Origin of the sequence: Pollutimonas sp. M17 (assembly GCF_025836975.1) — a bacterium.
In the GTDB taxonomy this organism is placed as follows: Bacteria; Pseudomonadota; Gammaproteobacteria; order Burkholderiales; family Burkholderiaceae_B.
On sequence record NZ_CP107548.1, the window covers coordinates 604,154 to 626,207 of the forward strand.

Consider the following 22,054-nt stretch of genomic DNA (forward strand, 5'->3'; position numbering starts at 1 on the left):
ATGAGCGCCACGCTTTTCGACAAGATATGGGATGCGCACGAAGTGTCCCGCCTGCCGGGCGACATCAGCCTGCTGCATGTGGACCGCCACCTGATGCACGAACTGACCGGGGTGGATGCCATGAAAAGGCTGGATGACCGTGGGCTGCCGGTGCGCAGTCCTGACCTGACCTTCGCCACGCTGGACCACGTCAGCTCCACCGAGCCCGGCAGCCGCGCCGGGGACGAGCCCTGGAGCACCGAAATGGTGGAGGCCATGCGGCAGGAAACGGCCGAGCGGGGCATACGGCTGTTCGACATCGATGACGGCCGCAAGGGCATCGTGCATGTCATCGGCCCCGAACTGGGCCTGACCTTGCCCGGGCTGACGATAGTGTGCGCCGACAGCCACACCTGCACGCACGGCGCCTTCGGCGCCATTGCCTGGGGCATAGGCTCGTCGGAACTGGTGCACGTCCTGGCGTCGCAGACCATGCGCCAGCGCCGCCCCAAGACCATGCGCATTACGCTTGCCGGCGTTCCGGCGCCGGGCGTCACCGCCAAGGACATCATCCTGCACGTGATTGGCGAGCTGGGCGCCGCGGCCGGCACCGGCCATGCGGTCGAATTCGCCGGACCGGCCGTTCGCGGCCTGGACATGGAGGCGCGCATGACGCTGTGCAATCTGTCCATCGAAATGGGCGCCAAGATAGGCATGGTCGCGCCCGATGACGTCACCTTCGACTATATACGGGGGCGCGAGTTCGCGCCTCAGGGACCGGCCTTCGACCGGGCGGTGGCCTACTGGCGCAGCCTGCCGTCGGGGCCGGACGCCGTCTACGACAGAGAGGTCGAGCTGGATATCGGTGGAATCGGTCCGCAAGTCACCTGGGGCACCAGCCCCGAACACGTGATCTCCATCGGCGGCGTCGTTCCCGATCCGGATCGGGAACGCGATCCCCAGCGGCGCAAGGCCTACTCGGCCGCGCTGGAGTACATGCACTTGCGGGCCGGGCAGCGCATCGACCAGGTGAGCATCGATCGCGTCTTCATCGGGTCCTGTACCAACGGCCGCCTGTCCGATCTGCAGGAAGCGGCCCGGATACTGCGCGGCAGGCATGTGGCGGCCGGTGTCACCGCCTGGGTGGTGCCGGGCTCGCTGCAGGTGAAGCGGCAGGCCGAAAGCCTGGGCCTGGACCGGGTCTTCCTGGACGCGGGCTGCCAATGGCGCGAGCCGGGCTGCTCCATGTGCGTGGGCGCGAACGGCGACATGGTGCCGCCAGGCCAGCGCTGTGTTTCCACCTCGAACAGGAATTTCATGGGCCGCCAGGGGCCCGGCGCGATGACGCACCTGGCCAGCCCTTCGGTGGCCGCCGCCAGCGCGGTCCTGGGCAGGATCGCCTCGCCGGCGATGATGGAGGACAGGCCGTGAAGCCATTTACCGTATGCGAGGCAAACGCCGCGGCCATCGTCCGCGACAACATCGATACCGATGTCATTGTCCGCATCGAGCGCATCGCGCAACTGAAGCGCGGCCAGTTCGCGCCCTGGGCCTTCGAGACCTGGCGCTATCTGCCCGATGGCTCGGAGAACGCCGATTTCATCCTGAACCGGGAACCCTTCCGGCAGGCCCGCATACTGATCAGCGGCGCCAATTTCGGCTGCGGCAGCTCGCGGGAGATGGCGGTGTGGGCCCTGGAGGAGTTCGGTTTGCGCTGCATCGTCGCGGAAAGCTATGGCGACATCTTTTTCAACAACTGCCTGCAAAACGGCCTGCTGCCGATCACCCTGGACCGAGCCAGGATCGAAGAGCTGGCCAAGGCGTCCCTGGCCGGCCAGATGGTGAAAGTGGATTTGCAGGCTTGCGTCATCTCGACCGCCGCCACCGGAGACATCGCCTTCAGCTTTCCCGAAATACCCCGGCAGGCCTTGCTGCTGGGGCAGGACGACATCCAGCAGACGCTGGCGATCGAGGGCGAGATCGACGATTTCGAGCGGCGGGACAGGCTGGCCCGCCCCTGGGCCTATCCGGCCGCCTCGTAGCGGCCCGTCGGCCTTACAGCGCGGCCAGCCTTTCCAGCACCCGTTCGCGGCCCAGTATGGCCAGCACCGCGCCGATGGCCGGAGTCTGCTTCTGGCCCGTCACAGCCAGGCGCAGCGGAATGCCCAGCTTGGGCATCTTCACGCCATGCTCGGCCAGCAAGGCCTTGATCAAGGCGTCCAGGGCTTCGGTGGACCAGTCGGGCAAGGCTTGCGCCTTCCGGGCGAAGTCGGCCAGCAGCGCCCTGGCGGCATCGTCCAGATGCTCCGCCGCCAGTTCGGAGCTGGCGGGCACATAGGGGCCACAGAACAGCATGGCGCCATCGGTCAGTTGATTCAGGGTTTCGGCCCGGTCCTTGAGCAAGCCCATGACGGCGACCAGGTCGACGGCCTTGGGGTCGCCCTGGCGTTCGCGTATGCGCGGCGCGACGCGCTCGGCCAGATCGGCGTCGTCGCTGTGCTTGATGTAGTGCGCGTTCACCCAGTTCAGTTTCTTCGGGTCCCACTGCGCGGCCGATTTCGTCAGGTTGCGCGTGTCGAACCATTCCACCAGTTGCTCGCGGGTGAAGAGCTCGTCGTTGCCGTGGCTCCAGCCCAGCCGCGCCAGGTAGTTGATCATGGCCTCGGGCAGATAGCCGTCCTTGTCGTATTCCATGACGTTGACCGCGCCGTGGCGCTTGGAGAGCTTTTCGCCATCCGGCCCCAGGATCATGGGCACGTGGCCGTATTCAGGCAGCGCGGCGCCCAGGGCGCGCAGGATGTTGATTTGCCTTGGCGTGTTGTTGACGTGATCGTCGCCGCGCAGCACGTGGGTGATCTTCATGTCCCAGTCATCGACCACCACGCAGAAATTGTAGGTCGGCGTGCCGTCGGGTCGCGCGATGATCAGGTCGTCCAGCTCGCTGTTGTCGAAACTGATGGGGCCCTTGATCAGGTCGTTCCAGCCCGTGGCGCCGTCCTGCGGATTCTTGAAGCGGACCACCGGCTTGCGGTCCGCCGGCGGGGCGGGCAGCGTTTTGCCGGCTTCAGGCCGCCAGGTGCCGTCGTAGCGCGGCTTCAAGCCGGCCGCGCGCGCTTTTTCGCGCATGGCCTCGACTTCTTCGGGGCTGCTGTAGCAATGGTATGCCGTGCCGTCGGCCAGCATTTTGGCGATGACTTCGCGGTAGCGGTCCATGCGCTGCATCTGGTAGAACGGGCCCTCGTCCGGCTGCATGCCCAGCCATTGCATGCTGTCCAGGATGGCCTGCACCGCTTCCGGGGTCGAGCGTTCCAGGTCGGTGTCTTCGATGCGCAGCACGAACACGCCCTTGTGGTGGCGTGCGAAGGCCCAGGAAAAAAGGGCTGTACGGGCGCCGCCCAGATGAAGATAGCCGGTGGGAGACGGCGCGAAACGTGTGCGGACAACGGAAGGGCTGGAAGTGGTCATGGTGAGTCGTTAGGCTTTAGAATGCGCTGGATGATAGTCACGCATCGGATATGGAGCGATCCGCTATTTTAGAGTACACATCAATTCTTGTTGAGAACTGGCCCCCATGATGCCGCGACACCACCTGGCCGCATTGTTTGAGCCGCGCACGGTTCTCGTGCTGGCCGACGAGCCGCCGCCGCTGGTCCGGGACACGCCGCGCTGGCTGCAAAGCGCACTGACCTTCGTCCAGGTCCAGCAAGGCCAGCCCATCGTTCCGCCCGATACGCTGGCGGGAGTGGGGGCGGAAATGCGGCTGGATCTGGCCTTGGTGTGCGTGGCGCCGCAACGCTTGCCCGAGGCCTTGCAGGCGCTGAAGGCGTGCAGGCCCAGAAGCCTGATCCTCTTGCCTCACAGCCAGCCTTCCGCCGACCCCGTCGAGGACATGATCTACTGCCGCTCGTGGGGGGCGCTCAACGATTGCGCGATACTGGGTCCGCGCGCCTTTGGCGTCCAGAGGCCGCACTTGGGGCTGAACCTCGGCTTGCAGGCCAAGACCTCGCTGGGGGGCAGGGTGGCGCTGGTCGCACAATCGCGCTCCATTGCCTCGGCCGTGCTTGACTGGGCCGAAGACATCAGCCTTGGCTTCTCGGCCGTGGTGTCGGTGGGCGACGAGTCCGACGTCGATATCCCCGCTGTCCTGGACTACCTGGCGATGGACCGGCGCACCGACAGCATTGCCCTGTATCTCGAAGAGGCCTCGTCGTCGCGGCGCTTTACCAGCGCCTTGCGCGCGGCCGCCAGCGTCAAGCCCGTCGTGGTGCTCAAGGCCGGGCGCAAGGGCGATTCACCGGCCGAGGACGCGGTGTTCGACGCCTTGCTGCGGCGGGCGGGCGCGGTCCGCATCCGTTATTTCGTCCAGCTGTTCTCGGCGCTCAAGGTGCTTGTGCATACGCGCCGCACGCGCGGACGCAAGATCGCCCTGTTTTCCAACGGCAATGGCGCCGCACAACTCGCGCTGGACGTCATGGACGACAGCGAGTCGGTGTTTCCGGCCGAGTTGTCGCTGGCCACCATGAAGGCGCTGAACGAGTTGCTGGAGCCGGGAGCCATGGCCCGCAATCCGGTGGTCACGCATGCGCCGCTTACCCCTGAAACAGTCCAGCGCATGGTGGGCATCCTGGCCGGGGACCAGGGGGTGGACGGCGTGCTGGTACTGCTTTCGCCGGACCCCCTGTCCGATCTGCACGGCGTGGCGCGGCAACTGGCCGCCATGGCGGCCGATGCGCGCAAGCCCCTCATCACCTGCTTCCTGGGCGATGCGGGCATGCGGCCCTTGCGGCATATCCTGGACAGCGTGGGCACGCCCGCCTTCCGCACTCCCGAATCGGCGGCCAACGCCTTCGGCATTCTGGGTTCCTATCACTACAACCAGACCCTGTCCCAGCAGACCCTGCCGCCCGAACCGCTGGGCAAGCCGCCCCGGCTGGACGAGGCGCGCGAACTGGTGCGGCGCGCGCAGAATGAGCGCCGCCAGAATCTCGGCGCCGATGAATGCCGGCAGTTGCTGGCCTGCTTTCATGTGCCTGTGCGCGAGGCGCAGGGCGCAGAGCCGCCGGAGGACAGCCTGCCCATGGCCATACGCGTTCATCGGGACGCCAAGTTCGGCCCCTGCATCCTGTTCGGCTCGGGCGGGCAGGACGCCCTGATCTCGGCCTCGTATCGCGCCGTCGAGCTGCCGCCGCTGAACCGCTACCTGGCGCGCAAGCTGGTTCAGCGCAGCAGCTTGTGGCATCGCGCGCTGTCGCGCCAGATGACGCCCGGCGCATTCGAGACCCTGCTGGACGCGCTGGAGCGCATCTCGCAGCTTTGCAGCGAACTGCCCGGTCTCGACTCGCTGGCGATCGATCCGCTGTTTGCGGACGACATGCATCTGGTCGCCCACGCCATTCAGATAAAGCTGCGCAGCGAATCCATGCTGGTGCTGCCCGAGACGACCGGCTACGGGCACATGGCCATCCATCCGTATCCGCGCCGCCTGGTGCAGGCGCGGACGTTCAAGGACGGCAAGCCCTGGATGCTGCGCCCCATACGTCCCGAAGATGCCGAGCCCTTGCAGGAATTCGTGCGCGGCCTGTCGGACGAATCCCGGTACATGCGCTTCGTATCCATGCTGCGCGAGCTGACTCCGCGCATGCTGGCGCGCTACACGCGCATCGACTACGATCGCGAACTGGCGCTGGTGGCGACCGTGCAGGTGCCCAATCCCGAGCACCGGGGCCACCCGCGCGAACAGATCATCGGTTTTGCCCACTATCTGCGCAACGCCGACGGCCGTGGCGCCGAATACGCCCTGGTCATCGGCGATGCCTGGCAGCGGCGCGGATTGGGCGCCCAACTGATGGGGGGGCTGATCGATGCGGCCCAGGAGCAGGGCCTGACCTATATAGACGGCCTGGTGCTGGCAACGAACCGTCCCATGCTCAGCCTGATGACGCACCTGGGTTTTCGCAACGACGCGGCCGAGGACGACCCCACCATGCGGCGCGTCTGGCTGGACCTGGGTGAAACGCGCCGGCGCTGATCCGGCGCCGGGCGGGAAGATATGTGGCCGCCTGAAGTGGCGGACCTAGACCAGGACTTTGTTCAGGAATGCCGAAATGTCCGCCACCTCGTCGGGGCAGACCGAATGGGGCATGGGGTAGGTCTTCCAGCTGACCTGGTAGCCCAGGTCCGTCAGCGCCTGGCGGGATGCTTCCGCCCGCGGAAGGACGACGACCGGATCCATGGTTCCGTGCGCCAGGAATATGGGCGTGTCCTGGTTGGACGGATGGCGTTCGGCGGCCGCCGTCGAGGCCAGGGGCAGGTAGCCCGAAAGACCCATCAGGCCGGCCAGCTTGCCGTGGTGGCGCAAGCCGGCCTGCAAAGCCATGGCGCAGCCTTGCGAAAATCCCGCCAGGACGATGTTTTCGGATGGAATCCCGCGCTCGTTTTCGCGCGCGATCAGGGCCTCGATGGCTTGCTGGGAAGCGCGCAGGCCCGTTTCGTCTTCACGGCGCACCAGGTCTGGATGGAAGATGTCGTACCAGGCGCGCATGGCCATGCCATTGTTGATCGTCACGGGGCGTATCGGTGCATGCGGGAACACGAAGCGCAGGGCCAGGCCGTCGCGCAGCCTGAGTTCGGGAACGATGGCCGCGAAATCGTTGCCATCGGCGCCCAGGCCGTGCATCCAGATGACCGCGTGCCGGGGCTCGGGGCCGGTTTCTATTTCGATTGCTTCCAGCAAGGTGGCGCTCATGCCTGCTCCGTGTCGTCAAGCGATTTAAGGGCCTGGAACAAGGCCCGGTAGTGTTTGCGTTGGGGATCCTGGCCGGCCTGAAGCCGTTCGTTGGCCTGGGCTTCCTTGCGTCCTTCCCGGATCAGGGTGCGCAGGCGCTGGGCATCGGCGCCCGGATACTCGTTGAGCAGGCCGGTCAGGGCGTCGTCGTCGCGCAGCAGCAGGTCGCGCAGCGTTTCCAGCCGGTGCATGGCCAGCGTCTGCTCGCGCGAGCCGTTTTCCCAGATGTCCATCTGGGCGCGGATCGCTTCGGCGTCGGCGTCGCGCATCAGCTTGCCCACAAAATGGATCTGCCTGCGGCGCCCCTCGCGGCTGGTGGTGCGCTGCGCCAGCCTTACGGCATCGTAGAGCTTCTCCGCCAGGGGCAGCTGCTTGAGCCGTTCGGGGGACAGATCGACCAGTTGCTTGCCCAGGTCGAGCAGCGCCAGCATTTCCCGCTTTACCTGCGACTTGCTGGGGCGGTCGTAGCCATGGTCGGACGATTCCGGCGTATCGGTGAAAGTATTTGGCATGAAAGATGGATAAAGCATTCTTTAATTGGCTATCATAACCGCCTAAACTGAAAGAGCATCAATGAGCAATCAACCCACTTCTTATCTACCCATCGCCGAGAACCAGGGCCGCTTTCGCGAGCTGGTGGGCGATGCGCTGAAACACGCCAAATCGCTGGGGGCTTCCGATGCCGCCGCCGAGGTCTCCGAAAGCCGCGGCCTGTCTGTTTCCGTACGCAATCAAGACTTGGAAACGGTCGAGCAGACCCGCGACCGGTCGCTCGATGTCACGGTTTTCGCCGGCACGCGGCGCGGTTCGGCCTCCACGTCCGACTTCTCCGCCCAGGCCCTGCGTGAAACCGTGGAAGCCGCCTGGCACATTGCGCGCTATACCGCGGCCGACCCCGCCGCCGGCCTGCCCGACGCCGATCTGCTGGCGACCCGCTATCCCGACCTGAAGCTGCACCATCCCTGGAATGTCTCCGCCGAGGACGCGGCGGCCCTGGCCATACGGGCCGAAGCCGCCGCCCGCGACGTCAGCCCGCTGATCACCAACACCGATGGCGCATCGGTCGATACCTACGAAGGCCATTTCGTGCTGGGCAACAGCCGCGGATTCATGGGGGGCTATCCCTATTCGCGCCATAGCCTGTCGGTCGCGCCCATTGCCGGGCGCGGCGCCGGCATGCAGCGCGACTACTGGTATTCCACGGCGCGGGCCGCCGGCGACCTGGCCGACCCCGTGGCGGTCGGGCGCTACGCCGCCCAGCGCACGCTGGCCCGGCTTTCGGCGCGCCGCGTCAAGACCGGGCGGTTCCCCGTTCTGTTCGAGGCGCCCTTGGCCGTCGGCCTGCTTGGCGCGCTGGTGCAGGCCGCCAGCGGCGGCGCCCTGTACCGCAAGGCCAGTTTTCTGCTGGACACGCTGGGCAAGCCGGTGCTGGCCGATCACCTTGACGTCTTCGAGGATCCGCATGTGGCAGGGGCCATGGGCAGCTCCCCCTTCGATGGCGAAGGCGTGCGCACCGAGGCCCGGCAGCTGGTGACGGGCGGCGTGCTCAACGGTTATTTCCTGTCCACCTATACGGCGCGCAAGCTGGGCATGCAAACCACGGGCAACGCGGGCGGTTCGCATAACCTGCGCCTGAGCTCACGGCTGGGCCAGCCGGACGACGACTTCCCCGCCATGCTCAAGAAAATGGGCACCGGCTTCCTGGTCACCGAACTCATCGGCCAGGGCGTCAACTATGTGACCGGCGATTATTCGCGCGGGGCGTTCGGCTATTGGGTCGAGAATGGCGAAATCCGCCATGCCGTTCAGGAAGTGACCATTGCCGGCAATCTGGCCGACATGTTTCGCCAGATCGTGGCGGTGGGCGCCGACGCCATTACACGCGGATCAAAAACGACCGGCTCGGTGCTGATCGAGCAGATGGCCATAGCGGGGCAGTAGGAATTACCTCGTTACAAGGTGTGCTACACGGTGTAATATCTGGCTTGGCAGTGCAACTGTAAAAAATATTGAATGCCGAAAGGAGAGCTTTTAATGCAGCGTCGTTCATTTCTCAAGAAAGCAGGTTTAGGGGCTGTGGCGGGATCCGCCGCGGTGGCCGCCCCGGTATTTGCGCAAAGCAACCCCAAGATCAGCTGGAAGATGACTTCCACCTATGGGCCTTCGCTTCCCCCCCTTTACTCCACGGCGGCGACTTTCTGCAAGATGGTCGAAGAAGCGTCCGACGGCAATTTTTCGATCCGCCTGTATCCCGCCGGCGAGATCGTTCCGGGCTTCGGCGTCATGGACGCGGTCGGCAATCGCACGGTCGAGTGCGGCCAGACGGCTTCCTACTACTACTATGGCAAAGATCCCTCCTTCTGCTTCGATACCGCTGTTCCGTTCGGCCTGAACGCGCGCCAGATGTATTCCTGGATGTACGAGGGCGACGGCCTGAAGCTGATGCGCGAGCTTTTCGCCCCGCGCAACATCATCAACTTCCCGCTGGGCAACACCGGCACGCAGATGGGCGGCTGGTACCGCAAGGAAATCAAGTCCGTCGCCGATCTTCAGGGCCTGAAGATGCGCACCGCCGGCTTCGCGGGCGAAGTCCTGTCGCGCATGGGCGTGGTGCCTCAGCAGATTCCTCCCGGCGATATCTATCCTTCGCTTGAAAAAGGCACGCTGGACGCCGTCGAGTTCGTCGGCCCCGTCGACGACGAAAAGCTCGGCTTCCAGAAAGTGGCCAAGTACTACTACTATCCGGGCTGGTGGGAAGGTTCCGCCCAGGTCTCGCTGTACGTCAATGACGCCGCCTACAACGAACTGCCCAAGCAATACCAGTCGCTTATCGACATTGCCTCGCGCGCTGCCGGCGGCAAGATGATCGGCGATTACGATGCCCACAATCCCGCCGCCCTGCGCCGTCTGATTGCCAGCGGCGCCGTGCTCCGGGCCTTCCCGCGCGACGTCATGGACGCCTCTTTCAAGGCCTCCAACGAAGTCTACAAAGAATTCTGCGACAAGAACGCGGGCTTCAAGAAGATCTTCGACAACTACATGGCCTTCCGCGACGGCATCGTGCCCTGGTTCCGCGTGGCCGAAGGCTCCTACGACAACTATCTGGGCCTGGCTCTGGCCAACCAGAAGAAGTAATACGCCTTTCGCCGTACGCAACGCAGCCGCCTTCGGGCGGCTGTTTTGTTGTCCAGAGGCGGCACGCCGAGCCCTGGCTATTGAATTTACAGAGAAATTTTCCGCGAATATGCTATGATGATGAGCTTTTCTTGCCAAACGCGCCTTGCGCACGGGCGAAACACAACGTTTTGGCGCTTGCGGCTGGCTGGGAAAAGACCCCTTCGCGGATGTCCGCGGGGGCTTATCTTGAATATTTAGGAACCATCATGAAGACCTTTGTGGCCAAGCCGCATGAAGTCAAACGTGACTGGTACGTGATTGACGCCAAGGGCAAAGTCCTCGGTCGTGTGGCCAGCGAAGTCGCACGCCGTTTGCGCGGCAAGCACAAGCCAGAATTCACGCCTCACGTTGACACCGGCGATTACATTGTCATTATCAATGCAGCCGAGATCGTTGTTACCGGTAACAAGTCGCAAGACAAGAAGTACTACCGTCACTCGACCTACCCGGGTGGCATCACCGAGACCAACTTTCAGAAAATGCAAGAGCGTTTTCCTGGCCGCGCCATCCAGAAAGCCGTCAAGGGCATGCTGCCCAAGGGGCCTTTGGGTTACGCCATGGCCAAGAAGCTCAAGGTTTATGCCGGCGCCGAGCATCCGCACTCTGCTCAGCAGCCCAAACCGCTGGAATTCTAAGGATAGGTCATGATCGGTAATTGGAACTATGGAACAGGCCGCCGCAAAACGTCGGTGGCTCGCGTGTTCTTGAAAAAAGGTTCGGGCAAGATCGTCGTCAACGGCAAGCCCGTGGACGAGTACTTCGCTCGTGAAACCGGCCGCATGGTCGTGCGTCAGCCCCTGGAACTGACCAACCACCTGGAATCGTTCGATTTTCACATCAACGTTCATGGTGGCGGCGAAAGCGGCCAGGCCGGCGCGGTGCGCCACGGCATCACCCGCGCGCTCATCGACTACGATGAAACGCTCAAGGCGCCGTTGAAGCAAGCCGGTTTTGTCACTCGCGACGCCCGCGAAGTCGAACGCAAGAAAGTCGGCTTCCACAAGGCGCGTCGTCGCAAACAGTTCAGCAAGCGTTAATCGGCTGTACTGCGGGCCCCTGGGCCCTGCGACACAAAACCCCCGGCCGATGCTGGGGGTTTTGTCTTTTATCGGCCGGTTTTGTCATGGCCGGCATATCGTCATCGGCAAGCTTGTTGCATAATCATGATGTTGATGACCGTTTTTTGGGAATAGTTATGACTTCGGCAGCACCACGGATCAAGGTCGGCATTGTGGGCGGTACAGGCTATACGGGCGTAGAATTGCTGCGCTTGCTGTCCCAGCATCCGAATGCCCAGCTAACCGCCATTACCTCGCGCAAGGAAGACGGCATGCCCGTCGCCGACATGTTCCCCAATTTGCGGGGCCGCGTCGACCTGCGCTTCCAGACTCCCGAAACCGCCGGGCTCGAGCAATGCGATGTGGTGTTCTTCGCCACGCCCCACGGCGTGGCCATGAGCCAGGCCCAAGGCCTGCTCGAGCATGGCGTCCGCATCATCGACCTGGCGGCCGATTTCCGCTTGCAGGATACCCGGGTATTCGAGCAATGGTACAAAATGCCGCATGCCTGCCCCGGTATCCTGAAGCAGTCGGTCTATGGCCTGGTCGAGCTCAACCGCCAGAAAATCGCCGGCGCGCAAGTGGTCGGCAATCCGGGCTGCTATCCGACCACCATGCTGCTGGGCCTGGCTCCCTTGCTCGAAGGCGGGCGCAAGCTGGTGGATACCGCGCACATCATCGCCGACTGCAAATCGGGTGTTTCGGGCGCCGGCCGCAAGGCCGAGGTCAGCACCCTGTTTTCCGAAGCCAGCGACAACTTCAAGGCTTACGGCGTGGCGGGCCACCGCCACCATCCTGAAGTCAGCGAGCAGTTGCAGATCCTGGCCGGCGGGCCGGTGGGGCTGACATTCGTGCCGCATCTGGTTCCCATGATACGCGGCATGTTCTCCACGATTTACGCGCGCATCCTGCCCGAGGCCCTGGATACCGATTTCCAGGCTCTGTACGAGCAACGCTACGGCGCCGAGGAATTCGTCGACGTCATGCCGGCGGGCAGCATGCCCGAAACCCGCTCGGTGCGTGCGTCCAACCATCTGCGCATTGCGCTGCACCGGCCGGGCGGCGGCGACCAGCTTGTCATCCTGGTTACGCAAGACAACCTGGTCAAGGGCGCTTCGGGCCAGGCCGTGCAGAACATGAACCTCATGTTCGGCCTGCCGGAATCCGCCGGGCTCACGCAGGTGGCGGTGCTGCCGTAACATCTGCGCACCGCTTGCCCCGGAACTGAATCGCGCGCGGCGGGTCTGTTCTGCTATGAAACAGAAAACACCGGATCCAGGCCCTGGCGAACACGCCGGCGTGCGGCCATCGGCACCCGCGCCCCGCAAGTCCAAAGGCCTCAGCCTGGAGATCCCGGCGCTGCTTGCGGGCATGGTGCTTGGCGCGGCGGCCGCCCTGTATTGGGCGGGAAGCGCCAGCGATCAGCAGGCCGAAACGCAGGCGCGGCAACTCCGGGCGGAACTGGTTTCCCATCAAGCCGAATTGGCCGGAATGCGGGCGCAGCTGGATGCGCTGACGGGACGCCTGGTCGTCGAGGAAAGCACGCGCAAGGGACTGGAAGCCACATTGCAGGCGACCCAATCGGAACTGGGGCAGGCCAGAGACCAGCTGGCTTTTTTCGACCAGTTGCTGCCGCCCGGCCCCAAGGGGGCCATCAGCATCCGGGCCCTTGATATCGAGCGATTGGGCCCCACCTTGCAATACAAGGTGCTGTTGATGCGCAATGCCCAGGACGACAGGCCGTTCAAAGGCCACATGCAGTTTGTGGCCTCGGGTGTCCAGCAGGGTAAAGCGGTTAAAATAACGCTGCAGCCCGCCCTGGCTCCCGGCAGCGCCGACCCCGCCGCCGCGGGCGGTGCCGAAGGCCAGGATCTGGTCTTCGACCAGTTCCTGCGCAGCGGCGGCTTGCTGAGCGTTCCCGAAGACTTCACGCCGCAGGCCGTCACGCTCAATATTCTTGAAGGCGGCGCATTGCGGGTTTCCCGCAAGGTCAATCTGCCGGCCCCCGAGTAGTCCGCGAATGTTATAGTAGTTTCTTGATTGCGCAGCCCGACACGGCTGCCAGGAGTGCCTAATGAATACCCACACCGAATCCATCGATCTGCAGGCTCCGCCCTCGCCGCTGATCTTCACCGATGCCGCCGCGTCCAAAGTCAAGGACTTGCTGGCCGAGGAAGGCAATCCCGAACTCAAGCTGCGCGTGTTCGTGCAGGGCGGCGGCTGCTCGGGCTTCCAGTATGGCTTCACCTTCGATGAAACCATCAACGATGACGACACCACCATCGACAAGGAAGGTGTGCAGCTGCTGGTCGATCCCATGAGCTTCCAGTATCTTGTCGGCGCCGAAATCGACTATAAAGACGATCTCGAGGGTGCCCAATTCGTCATCCGCAATCCCAACGCCAATTCCACCTGCGGCTGCGGTTCGTCCTTCTCGCCTTGATTCATGGCGGCGCAAAGGCCGCCAGCCGTCTTTATCAAGCGGCCTTTCATCAAATAAGCTACCCCGCCCAGGCGCTTGCCGTCAGGCGGGGTATTTGCATCCCAGCACCCGCGCGCCGCGCGCGCCGGTAACCGAGGGCAGGCCCGCGGCCCGGCCATGTTCATGCGCCCAGGCCAGCCACGCGAAGGCCAGGGCTTCGACCATTTGCACCGGTACGCCCAGATCCGACGTGGGGCGAACCGGGCAGGGCAGGGCGCTGCGCAGATCGCGCATCAGCCCGCCGTTCAGCGCCCCGCCGCCGCAGACCAGGACTTCCCGGATCCCGGGGGCATGCCGGGCCAGGGCCTGCGCGACAGTGGCGGCGGTAAGCTGCTGCAGGGTCGCCTGTATGTCGTTATCGGCCAGTCTGCCCGGGCCGGCCTGGAACCGCTCGATCCGCCGGCTCAGCCAAGCCTGGTTGAACAGATCGCGCCCGGTCGACTTGGGCGGCGCAAGCTCGAACCAGGGTTCGTCGCGAATCAGCAGATCCAGCAGTTCGGCACTGGCCCGGCCGCTGGCGGCCCAGGCGCCGTCAGTGTCGTAGGCCTGGCCGATCCCGGCTTGCGCCCATAAATCCATCAGGACGTTGGCCGGTCCGGTATCGAAGCCGCGGATGCCGCCGTCGGCATCCAGCAGGGTGAGGTTGGCGATGCCGCCCAGGTTCAGTACCGCAAGCGGCTCGGCGCCGGCGAACAGGGCGTGGTGGAATGCCGGCACCAGGGGAGCTCCCTGGCCGCCGGCGGCGATGTCCCGGCTGCGGAAATCGGCAATGACGGCGATTCGGCTGCGCTCGGCCAGCACGGCGGGCGCATTGATCTGTATGGTGTAGCCAGCGGCTGGGTCGTGGCGCACCGTCTGGCCGTGCGCCCCGATGGCGCAAATCCCGGCGGCGTCCACATCGGCCTGCGACAGCAGCGCCTGGACGGCATCTGCGTAGAGCTCGGCCAGTGCGTTGCCCGCCAGCGCCGCCCTGGCCAATTCGTTCGTGCCGGTCAGGTTCAGGGCAAGGAATTCTTCGCGCAGGCCGGCCGGCATGGGCAGCGATACCGACGCCAGGCTGTGAGGGCGGCCCGCGGAGGAAAAATCGGCCAGCACGCCGTCAACGCCGTCGGTGCTGGTGCCCGACATCAGGCCAATGAAAAGAGAGGATGCCATAGGGGCGGGGCAGCGCGGCGCTTGTTAGCGCTTCGCCACTTGCGTGCCCTCGCCCTGAAGCGTCGTCAGGAAATGGATGTGTTCCTGGTATTGCGCCACGGTGTGCTCGAAGGCCTTGCGCTGCGATTTATCCAGCGTGCGGGCCACGGGCAGGTCGATCGCCAGCGGGTCGACGGGCTTCTTGTTCACGCGGAATTCATAATGCAGGTGCGGCCCGGTTGCCCAGCCGGTGGACCCGACATAGCCGATAAGCTGGCCCTGGCTGACGGAATCGCCCTTTTTCAGGCCGGCGGCGAATCGGCTTTGATGCGCGTACAGCGTGCTGTAGCCGCCGTGGTGCTTCAGGATGATGGTGTTTCCGTAGCCGTTCTGCTGGCCCTTGAATTCCACGACGCCGTCGGCCGTGGCGTGGATGGGTGTGCCGGTGGGTGCCGCATAATCGACGCCTTTGTGCCCGCGCCAACCGCCATGCACGGGATGCTTGCGCATGCCGAAGGTGGAGCTGATGCGCGAGAACTTCAGCGCGGTGCGCAGGAAAGCGCCTTTCAGGCTGCGGCCGTCGAAATCGTAATAGCTGCCCGAGCCACCGTCGGGCGCGAACCATACCGCCTCGTAGGCCTTCTTGTTATTGATGAACTCCAGCGCCAGGACGCGGCCGACGCCGATCTCCCGGCCGTCGTGGGAATAGGATTCGTAAACGATGCGGAAGCGGTCCCCCTTGCGCAGATCGCGTATGAAGTCGATCTTGCTTCCCAGGATGTCGGCGATCTGCATGGTGACGGCATCGGGGATATCGGCCTCGTCCGTGGCGGCAAACAGGGAACTGGTGATCTCGCTTTCGGCGATCCGTATCTGCTGCTTGGCCGCCTGGCTATGTTCTGCGGCGTTGAAGCCGCCCTTGCCGTCGGGGGTGATTTCCAGCCAGCGCGACACGTACTTGCCATTGTCGTTGGCGCCCGGCGTATGGTTGTAGCGCAACCAGACAAGATTGCCGTCCTTGTCCAGGGCGGCCTGTACGCTGCGGCCGGGGTACAGCTTGTAGATGGAGCGGGCGTCTTTGCTCTGCACGAGGAAGGGCTGCAAGCCCCGCTCTTGCACGCGCAGCCGCTGCAAGAGCGCCGCCAGGGTGTCGCCGCGGCGGATATGCGTTTCGCTGATGAAGGGAGAGGAAAAATCCCCCAGGGGCTGGGGGAAGGGATTCGGAAGTGCCAGATTCTGGCTGGCTTGGTAGACGGGAGGCGTTTCGGGCGGCTTCACCACGGCCAGCGCCGCGGCGCCGGCGAACAGGCCCAATGCGACCAGCACAAGGCCGTTGCGCAGAAAATGATGTGTTCGATGTGCCCGAAGGGTGTCACGATAGGAGGGAGTGCCAGTTTTCCCTTTCTTGAACATAAAGCAAAGACCTAGTAATGCGCTGCGATTGGAAGATGTGGCCGGCCGCTTGGAATACTAATAGTGCAAAGGCCGGTGAACACGCCCCTTTTTTAGGGGCCAAGCGCTCTGATAAGATGACGCCATGCGCCGATGCTGTATCCATCCAGTGCAGTACCGGGACCGCGCTCGCACGTTATGCTAGCGTATTAGGCGCGATTTTTCGAGCGTTTTTTTGTATTTTTTCTGATAAAGCCATTTTATATGCCGTCCACCGAAGCCCCAATCAGCCCCGAAGTCGAAGAATACCTGCGCATCGCCAAGCGAGGCTGCGACGAGCTTCTGGTGGAGTCCGAATTCGCCCGCAAGCTGGCGCGCAGCCATGCCAGCGGCAAGCCGTTGCGGATCAAGCTGGGGCTGGACCCCACCGCGCCCGACATCCATCTGGGCCACACGGTTGTTCTCAACAAGATGCGCCAGCTGCAAGATATGGGCCATACCGTCATCTTCCTGATCGGCGATTTCACTTCCATGATCGGCGATCCCAGCGGGCGCAACGCCACCCGGCCACCCCTCACCGCCGAGCAAATACACGAGAACGCCAAGACCTATTACGCGCAGGCCAGCCTGGTCCTGGACCCGGCCAGGACCGAGATCCGCTACAACTCCGAGTGGTGCGATCCCCTGGGCGCGCGCGGGCTGATCAAGCTTGCATCGCGCTACACCGTGGCGCGCATGATGGAACGCGAAGACTTCACCCGGCGCTTCAAGGGCGGCATTCCCATTTCCGTGCACGAGTTCCTGTACCCGTTGATGCAGGGCTACGATTCCGTGGCCCTGAAAGCCGATCTCGAATTGGGCGGCACCGATCAGAAGTTCAATTTGCTGGTCGGGCGCGAACTGCAAAAGGAATACGGACAGGAGCCCCAGTGCATTCTGACCATGCCGCTGCTGGAGGGCACCGACGGGGTCGACAAGATGTCCAAGTCCAAGGGCAACTACATCGGCATCACTGAAGCACCCGAGTCCATGTTCGGCAAACTGATGTCCATTTCCGATACCCTCATGTGGAAGTATTTCGAGCTGCTGTCCTTCCGTTCAATGGACGATATTGCCCAGTTACAAAAACAAGTAAAAGAGGGCATGAATCCGCGCGATACTAAAGTGGCGCTGGCCCAGGAAATCGTGGCCCGCTTTCATTCGGCCAAGGCGGCCGGCGATGCGCTGGCCAGTTTCGAGGCGCGCTTCCGCGATGGGGCGATTCCCGATGAAATGCCCGAAGTCCAGGTTGGCGCCGGCCCCCTGGGCATCCTGAAGGTGCTGCGCGAAGCCGGCCTTGTGGCCTCGGGAGCCGAAGCGCAGCGCAATGTGGAGCAGGGCGGCGTGCGCGTCGACGGCGCACGCGTCGAGGACAAGGCCCTGCAGCTTTCCGCGGGCACCTATGTCGTACAGGTGGGCAAGCGCAAGTTTGCCCGTGTCACATTAACCGGCTGACGGCCTTTATACCAGGAGCATGACATGAAGCTGACCAGTGAATCTTTTACAGATCAGGGAACCATCCCCGAGCGCAATGCCTTCGGCAAGATCGACGGGCAGAATCACGTTGCGCTGGCTGGCAATGCCAATCCGCATCTGGCCTGGTCCGATGCGCCCGATGGGACCCAGTCCTTCGCGATCATCTGCCACGACCCCGACGTTCCCAGCAAGCCCGACGACGTCAACCAGGAAGACCGCGAGATTCCAGGCACTTTGCCGCGCGTCGATTTCTATCATTGGGCGCTCATCGATATTCCGGCCGGGGTGTCCCAGATCGCCGAGGCGGCCTATTCGGACGGCATCACGCCGCGTGGCAAGGCGGGCCCTCTGGCGCTGGACGGCACGCGCCAGGGCGTCAACGATTTCACCACTTGGTTCGCCGCCGATCGCGATATGAACGGCGATTACTTCGGCTATGACGGCCCTTGCCCGCCATGGAACGATTCCATTGCGCATCGCTACGTATTCACCGTATATGCGCTGGACATCGCCGAGCTTCCCTTCGAGGGCCGTTTTACGGGCGGAGATGTCATCAAGGCCATACAAGGCCATATACTGGCCCAGGCATCCATAACGGGCCTCTATACGCTCAATCCCCGCCTGGCCGGCAAGCGCTGATTCTGCGTGTTCCGCCTTGCATGAACGACGCTCAAGCCAGATTGAGCGATGCGCCCGGCATAGGGGGCCGGGCGCCTCCAAAACCGCGGTTCAACGGGGCATTGCCTGCGGTTTACGTCAAATTAAGAGCCATTCGGGCTAAAATAAGTTCTTTGTTCTTCCGCTAGCCGCCACACCACACCAGGATATCCAATGTTTGACCGTTCCCGCACTCTCGATCAAGTCGATGCCGACGTCTGGGCCGCCGTCCAGAAAGAAAACGTCCGCCAAGAGCAGCACATCGAGCTCATCGCCTCCGAAAACTACACCAGTCCCGCGGTCATGCAGGCCCAGGGCACGCAGTTGACGAACAAATACGCCGAAGGCTATCCGGGCAAACGCTACTATGGCGGCTGCGAGTACGTGGACATCGTCGAGCAACTGGCCATCGACCGGCTGAAGGAAATCTTCGGCGCCGAGGCGGCCAACGTCCAGCCCAATTCGGGTTCGCAGGCCAACCAGGGCGTCTACATGGCGGTGCTCAAGCCCGGCGACAAGGTATTGGGCATGAGCCTGGCCGAAGGCGGCCACCTGACGCATGGCTCGCCGGTCAATGCGTCGGGCAAGCTGTACGACTTCGTCTCCTATGGCCTGGATGCCAACGAAGAACTCGACTACGATCAGCTTGAAAAGCTGGCCAGGGAACACAAGCCCAAGCTCATCGTGGGCGGCGCCTCCGCGTATTCCCTGCGCATCGATTTCGAGCGCATGGCCCGCATCGCTCACGATAACGGCGCGCTCTTCATGGTCGATATCGCCCATTACGCAGGCCTGGTGGCCGGCGGCGCCTATCCCAATCCCGTGCCGCACGCCGATTTCGTCACCTCGACCACGCATAAATCGCTGCGTGGTCCGCGCGGCGGCGTCATCATGATGAAATCCCAATTCGAAAAAGCCGTCAATTCGGCGATTTTCCCTGGGATCCAGGGCGGTCCGCTGATGCATGTCATCGCCGCCAAGGCCGTGGCCTTCAAGGAAGCGCTGTCGCCCGAATTCAAGGACTACGCCGCGCAAGTGGTCAAGAACGCCGACGTCCTAGCCCGTACGCTGGTGCAGCGCGGCCTGCGCATCGTGTCCGGCCGCACCGAGAGCCACGTCATGCTGGTCGACCTGCGCGCCAAGGGCATCACCGGCAAGGAAGCCGAAGCGGTCCTGGGCGAAGCCCACATCACGGTCAACAAGAACGCCATCCCCAACGATCCCGAAAAGCCCTTCGTCACCAGCGGCATACGCCTGGGCACCCCGGCCATGACCACGCGCGGCTTCAAGGAAGCCGAAGCCGAGCTCACCGGCCACCTGATCGCCGACGTCCTGGACAATCCGCGCAACGCAGAGGCCATCGCGGATGTGCGGGCGCGCGTCAACGAACTGACGGCGCGTTTGCCGGTGTACCGTTAACGCGGGGACGGACCCGGATTCGTCCGGGGCCAGCCAGCCATGAAATGCCCGTTCTGCGGTAGTTTCGATACGCAAGTGATTGACTCTCGTGTCTCGGAAGAGGGGGACACCATACGCCGGCGCCGCCGCTGCACGGCATGCGAGCGCCGCTTCACCACCTATGAACGGGTTGAGCTGGTCATGCCGGCCTTGGTCAAGCGCAATGGCACGAGGGCCGAATTCGACGTCAACAAGCTGCGGGCCAGCCTGAATCTCGCCTTGCGCAAGCGGCCGGTCAACACCGAAGACGTCGACGCCGCGGTGGCGCGCATCGAGGAAAGCCTGCTGGTAAGCGGCTTGCGCGAGGTCAAGTCCGACTACGTGGGCGAGTTGGTCATGAACGAGCTCAAGAAGCTCGACCAGGTCGCCTACGTGCGCTTTGCATCGGTTTACAAAAGCTTCGAAGACATCGGTGAATTCGTCAAGGCCATAGACGAAATCCAGGTGCCCCCGAAAACGTGAACACCGGCCAGGTAGTCGACGACGAGCGCTGGATGCGCGAGGCCCTGCGGCTGGCGGAAAGCGTCATGTATATTACGGCGCCCAACCCCCGGGTCGCCTGTCTGATCGTACGCGGCGGCCAGGTGCTTGCGTCGGGCGCCACGCAGCCCGCGGGCGGGCCTCACGCCGAAGTCGTGGCCCTGCGCCAGGCGGCCGGGCAAGGCGTCGACGTTGCCGGCGCCACCGTTTACGTCACCCTGGAGCCTTGCAGCCACTTCGGCCGCACGCCCCCCTGCGTGGATGCCCTGATCGCGGCACGCCCCGCGCGGGTGGTGATCGCCATGAGCGATCCCAATCCCCTGGTGGCGGGCCAGGGCATCGCCCGCCTGAAGGCCGCGGGCATTGCCGTCGCCACCGGGGTTTGCGCCCAGGAGGCCTTGTCCGTCAATCCCGGCTTCGTGGCTCGCATGACCCGCAAGACGCCCTGGCTATGGTTGAAGCTGGCGGCCTCGCTCGATGGGCGCATTGCCTTGCCCGACGGGCAGTCCCAATGGATAACCGGCCCGGCCGCGCGGGCGGACGGCCACCACTGGCGGGCGCGCAGCTGTGTCGTGCTGACGGGATCGGGTACGGTGATGGCGGATAATCCCCAGCTGAACGTCCGGCATGTGGAGACAACCCGTACACCCATCAAGGCCATTGTTGATACACGCTTCGAGGTCGACGAAAATGCACGGATATTCGACGGGACGTCCGCCTGGATCTTCACCTGCGCCTCCAATCCGGAGAAGGCCTCGCGGCTGGCCGGAAAGAATGTCCGGGTGGTGCAATTGCCGTCCGCCGGCGGCCGGGTCGACCTTCAGGCCATGTTGCGCTGGCTGGGCGAGCACGACGTCAACGAGGTGCACGTCGAGGCGGGCGCAAAGCTGAGCGGGGCGCTGCTGCAGGCCCAGTGCGTGGACGAGCTGCTGCTGTACATGGCCCCCGTGCTGCTGGGCGAGGGCATGGGCATGGTGCGCATGGGGACGCTGCAGAGCCTGGCGCAGGCTCAGCGGTTCGAATTCCTGGACACAAAAAACGTGTCGCCGGATCTGCGCATACGCGCGAGGCACATGGATCGTTGGAACGCTTTGCTGCATGTATTGCGGCTATAAGGGAATCAAAAGATGTTTACGGGTATCGTCGCTGCTGTCGGCAGGATCATCGAAGTCTCTCCGTTCAATGACGGTCTGGAAGATGCCGGCGTGCATTTGAGGATACAGGCGCCTGGCTTTTTGCGCGATACCACCAAGCTGGGCGATTCCATCGCGGTGCAGGGCGCATGCATGACCGTGGTCGAGCTGGATGCCGACAGCTTCAGCGTCGATGTTTCGCGGGAAAGCCTGAACCGTACGGCGGGCCTGGACGCCGAAGGCGACGTCAATCTCGAACACGCCCTGCGCATGGGAGATTCGCTGGATGGCCACCTGGTATCGGGCCACGTGGACGGGCTGGGCGAAGTCAGTCATTTCGAGCCCGTGGGCGAATCATGGGACCTGCGCATCCGCGTGCCGCAGAACATGGCGCGCTTCCTGGCCTACAAGGGGTCCGTCACCGTCAATGGGGTCAGCCTTACCGTCAACGAGGTGGACGACGATATCAGCGGCTGCGAGATTCGCATCAACCTGATACCGCATACGGTGCAGGTCACCACGCTGAAGGACCTCACGGCCGGCGCGCTGGTCAACCTTGAGATCGACATGATCGCGCGCTATGTCGAGCGCATGGTGACCCAAACCAAAACCGCTTGATTCTGTTAGAATAGCGGACTTCGCTTTGCGTGAATATCGAAGCGACAAGGACAGGTGGCCGAGTGGTTGAAGGCGCACGCCTGGAAAGCGTGTATACGTGAATAGCGTATCGGGGGTTCGAATCCCCCTCTGTCCGCCAAGAATATCGTCCGGTAAGGTATACCGCGAAACCCGCCATAAATCATGT

At 63.7% G+C, this 22,054-nt stretch carries 21 protein-coding genes and 1 tRNA gene; 17 read left to right on the plus strand and 5 right to left on the minus strand.

Annotated elements, in window-relative coordinates; translation table 11 throughout:
- On the plus strand, positions 1-1,410 hold the full coding sequence (gene leuC / locus OEG81_RS02885; RefSeq protein WP_264131228.1) for a 3-isopropylmalate dehydratase large subunit: 1,410 nt from the start codon (positions 1-3) through the stop codon (positions 1,408-1,410).
- Entirely contained in the window at positions 1,407-2,021 is a 615-nt protein-coding gene (gene leuD / locus OEG81_RS02890; RefSeq protein WP_264131229.1) for a 3-isopropylmalate dehydratase small subunit, read from the plus strand. Before leuC ends, leuD begins: the two co-directional genes overlap by 4 nt.
- A 13-nt stretch (positions 2,022-2,034) precedes the next feature.
- Here leuD and gltX read toward each other — a convergent pair whose 3' ends face one another.
- Positions 2,035-3,444, minus strand: coding sequence for a glutamate--tRNA ligase (gene gltX / locus OEG81_RS02895; protein ID WP_264131230.1), 1,410 nt, complete (start codon positions 3,442-3,444; stop codon positions 2,035-2,037).
- 109 nt (positions 3,445-3,553) lie between these two features.
- Here gltX and OEG81_RS02900 point away from each other — a divergent pair, with 109 nt between their 5' ends.
- A complete protein-coding gene (locus OEG81_RS02900; protein ID WP_264132681.1) occupies positions 3,554-6,007 on the plus strand; it encodes a GNAT family N-acetyltransferase in 2,454 nt (817 codons plus the stop codon).
- 45 nt (positions 6,008-6,052) lie between these two features.
- On the opposite strand, the gene OEG81_RS02905 is transcribed toward OEG81_RS02900, so the two are convergent.
- Positions 6,053-6,724: an alpha/beta hydrolase gene (locus tag OEG81_RS02905; protein ID WP_264131231.1), complete on the minus strand. Its 672-nt coding sequence runs from the start codon at positions 6,722-6,724 to the stop codon at positions 6,053-6,055.
- A complete protein-coding gene (yjgA, locus tag OEG81_RS02910; protein ID WP_264131232.1) occupies positions 6,721-7,275 on the minus strand; it encodes a ribosome biogenesis factor YjgA in 555 nt (184 codons plus the stop codon). Before yjgA ends, OEG81_RS02905 begins: the two co-directional genes overlap by 4 nt.
- Before the next feature lie 61 nt (positions 7,276-7,336).
- Here yjgA and pmbA point away from each other — a divergent pair, with 61 nt between their 5' ends.
- The 7 genes from pmbA (at position 7,337) to erpA (ending at position 13,441) form a co-directional block, all read left to right on the plus strand.
- Positions 7,337-8,704, plus strand: a complete 1,368-nt coding sequence (gene pmbA / locus OEG81_RS02915) for a metalloprotease PmbA (RefSeq protein WP_264131233.1) — start codon at positions 7,337-7,339, stop codon at positions 8,702-8,704.
- Between the two features lie 93 nt (positions 8,705-8,797).
- The gene (locus OEG81_RS02920) at positions 8,798-9,898 is read left to right on the plus strand and encodes a TRAP transporter substrate-binding protein (RefSeq protein ID WP_264131234.1); all 1,101 of its coding nucleotides are present in this window, start codon (positions 8,798-8,800) and stop codon (positions 9,896-9,898) included.
- A 248-nt stretch (positions 9,899-10,146) separates the two neighbouring features.
- Complete coding sequence (rplM, locus tag OEG81_RS02925) at positions 10,147-10,575, plus strand: 50S ribosomal protein L13 (protein WP_264131235.1); 429 nt, start codon at positions 10,147-10,149, stop codon at positions 10,573-10,575.
- 9 nt (positions 10,576-10,584) lie between these two features.
- Positions 10,585-10,977: a 30S ribosomal protein S9 gene (rpsI, locus tag OEG81_RS02930; protein ID WP_264131236.1), complete on the plus strand. Its 393-nt coding sequence runs from the start codon at positions 10,585-10,587 to the stop codon at positions 10,975-10,977.
- 158 nt (positions 10,978-11,135) lie between these two features.
- Positions 11,136-12,197 (plus strand): N-acetyl-gamma-glutamyl-phosphate reductase, encoded by a 1,062-nt coding sequence (argC, locus tag OEG81_RS02935; protein WP_264131237.1) that lies wholly within the window; start codon positions 11,136-11,138, stop codon positions 12,195-12,197.
- A gap of 55 nt (positions 12,198-12,252) precedes the next feature.
- On the plus strand, positions 12,253-13,011 hold the full coding sequence (locus OEG81_RS02940; protein ID WP_264131238.1) for a DUF6776 family protein: 759 nt from the start codon (positions 12,253-12,255) through the stop codon (positions 13,009-13,011).
- Positions 13,012-13,072: 61 nt separating this feature from the next.
- Complete coding sequence (erpA, locus tag OEG81_RS02945) at positions 13,073-13,441, plus strand: iron-sulfur cluster insertion protein ErpA (RefSeq protein WP_264131239.1); 369 nt, start codon at positions 13,073-13,075, stop codon at positions 13,439-13,441.
- A gap of 81 nt (positions 13,442-13,522) precedes the next feature.
- Here erpA and OEG81_RS02950 read toward each other — a convergent pair whose 3' ends face one another.
- Entirely contained in the window at positions 13,523-14,635 is a 1,113-nt protein-coding gene (locus OEG81_RS02950) for an anhydro-N-acetylmuramic acid kinase (RefSeq protein WP_264131240.1), read from the minus strand.
- 24 nt (positions 14,636-14,659) lie between these two features.
- Positions 14,660-16,027: a M23 family metallopeptidase gene (locus tag OEG81_RS02955; protein ID WP_264131241.1), complete on the minus strand. Its 1,368-nt coding sequence runs from the start codon at positions 16,025-16,027 to the stop codon at positions 14,660-14,662.
- Positions 16,028-16,270: 243 nt separating this feature from the next.
- On the opposite strand from OEG81_RS02955, the gene tyrS reads away from it, so the two are divergent.
- The 7 genes from tyrS (at position 16,271) to OEG81_RS02990 (ending at position 22,006) form a co-directional block, all read left to right on the plus strand.
- Entirely contained in the window at positions 16,271-17,500 is a 1,230-nt protein-coding gene (tyrS, locus tag OEG81_RS02960) for a tyrosine--tRNA ligase (RefSeq protein WP_264131242.1), read from the plus strand.
- A 24-nt stretch (positions 17,501-17,524) separates the two neighbouring features.
- Positions 17,525-18,160: a YbhB/YbcL family Raf kinase inhibitor-like protein gene (locus tag OEG81_RS02965; RefSeq protein WP_264131243.1), complete on the plus strand. Its 636-nt coding sequence runs from the start codon at positions 17,525-17,527 to the stop codon at positions 18,158-18,160.
- 192 nt (positions 18,161-18,352) lie between these two features.
- Entirely contained in the window at positions 18,353-19,597 is a 1,245-nt protein-coding gene (gene glyA / locus OEG81_RS02970; RefSeq protein ID WP_264131244.1) for a serine hydroxymethyltransferase, read from the plus strand.
- A 39-nt stretch (positions 19,598-19,636) separates the two neighbouring features.
- Positions 19,637-20,098 (plus strand): transcriptional regulator NrdR, encoded by a 462-nt coding sequence (gene nrdR / locus OEG81_RS02975; RefSeq protein ID WP_264131246.1) that lies wholly within the window; start codon positions 19,637-19,639, stop codon positions 20,096-20,098.
- A complete protein-coding gene (gene ribD / locus OEG81_RS02980; protein WP_264131248.1) occupies positions 20,095-21,231 on the plus strand; it encodes a bifunctional diaminohydroxyphosphoribosylaminopyrimidine deaminase/5-amino-6-(5-phosphoribosylamino)uracil reductase RibD in 1,137 nt (378 codons plus the stop codon). The genes nrdR and ribD overlap by 4 nt, the downstream gene beginning before the upstream one ends.
- A 12-nt stretch (positions 21,232-21,243) precedes the next feature.
- Positions 21,244-21,867 carry a riboflavin synthase gene (locus OEG81_RS02985; protein ID WP_264131250.1) on the plus strand — a complete coding sequence of 208 codons (624 nt, stop codon included), beginning with the start codon at positions 21,244-21,246 and terminating at the stop codon, positions 21,865-21,867.
- Between the two features lie 48 nt (positions 21,868-21,915).
- A tRNA-Ser gene (locus OEG81_RS02990) sits at positions 21,916-22,006 on the plus strand.
- Positions 22,007-22,054 lie beyond the last annotated feature (48 nt).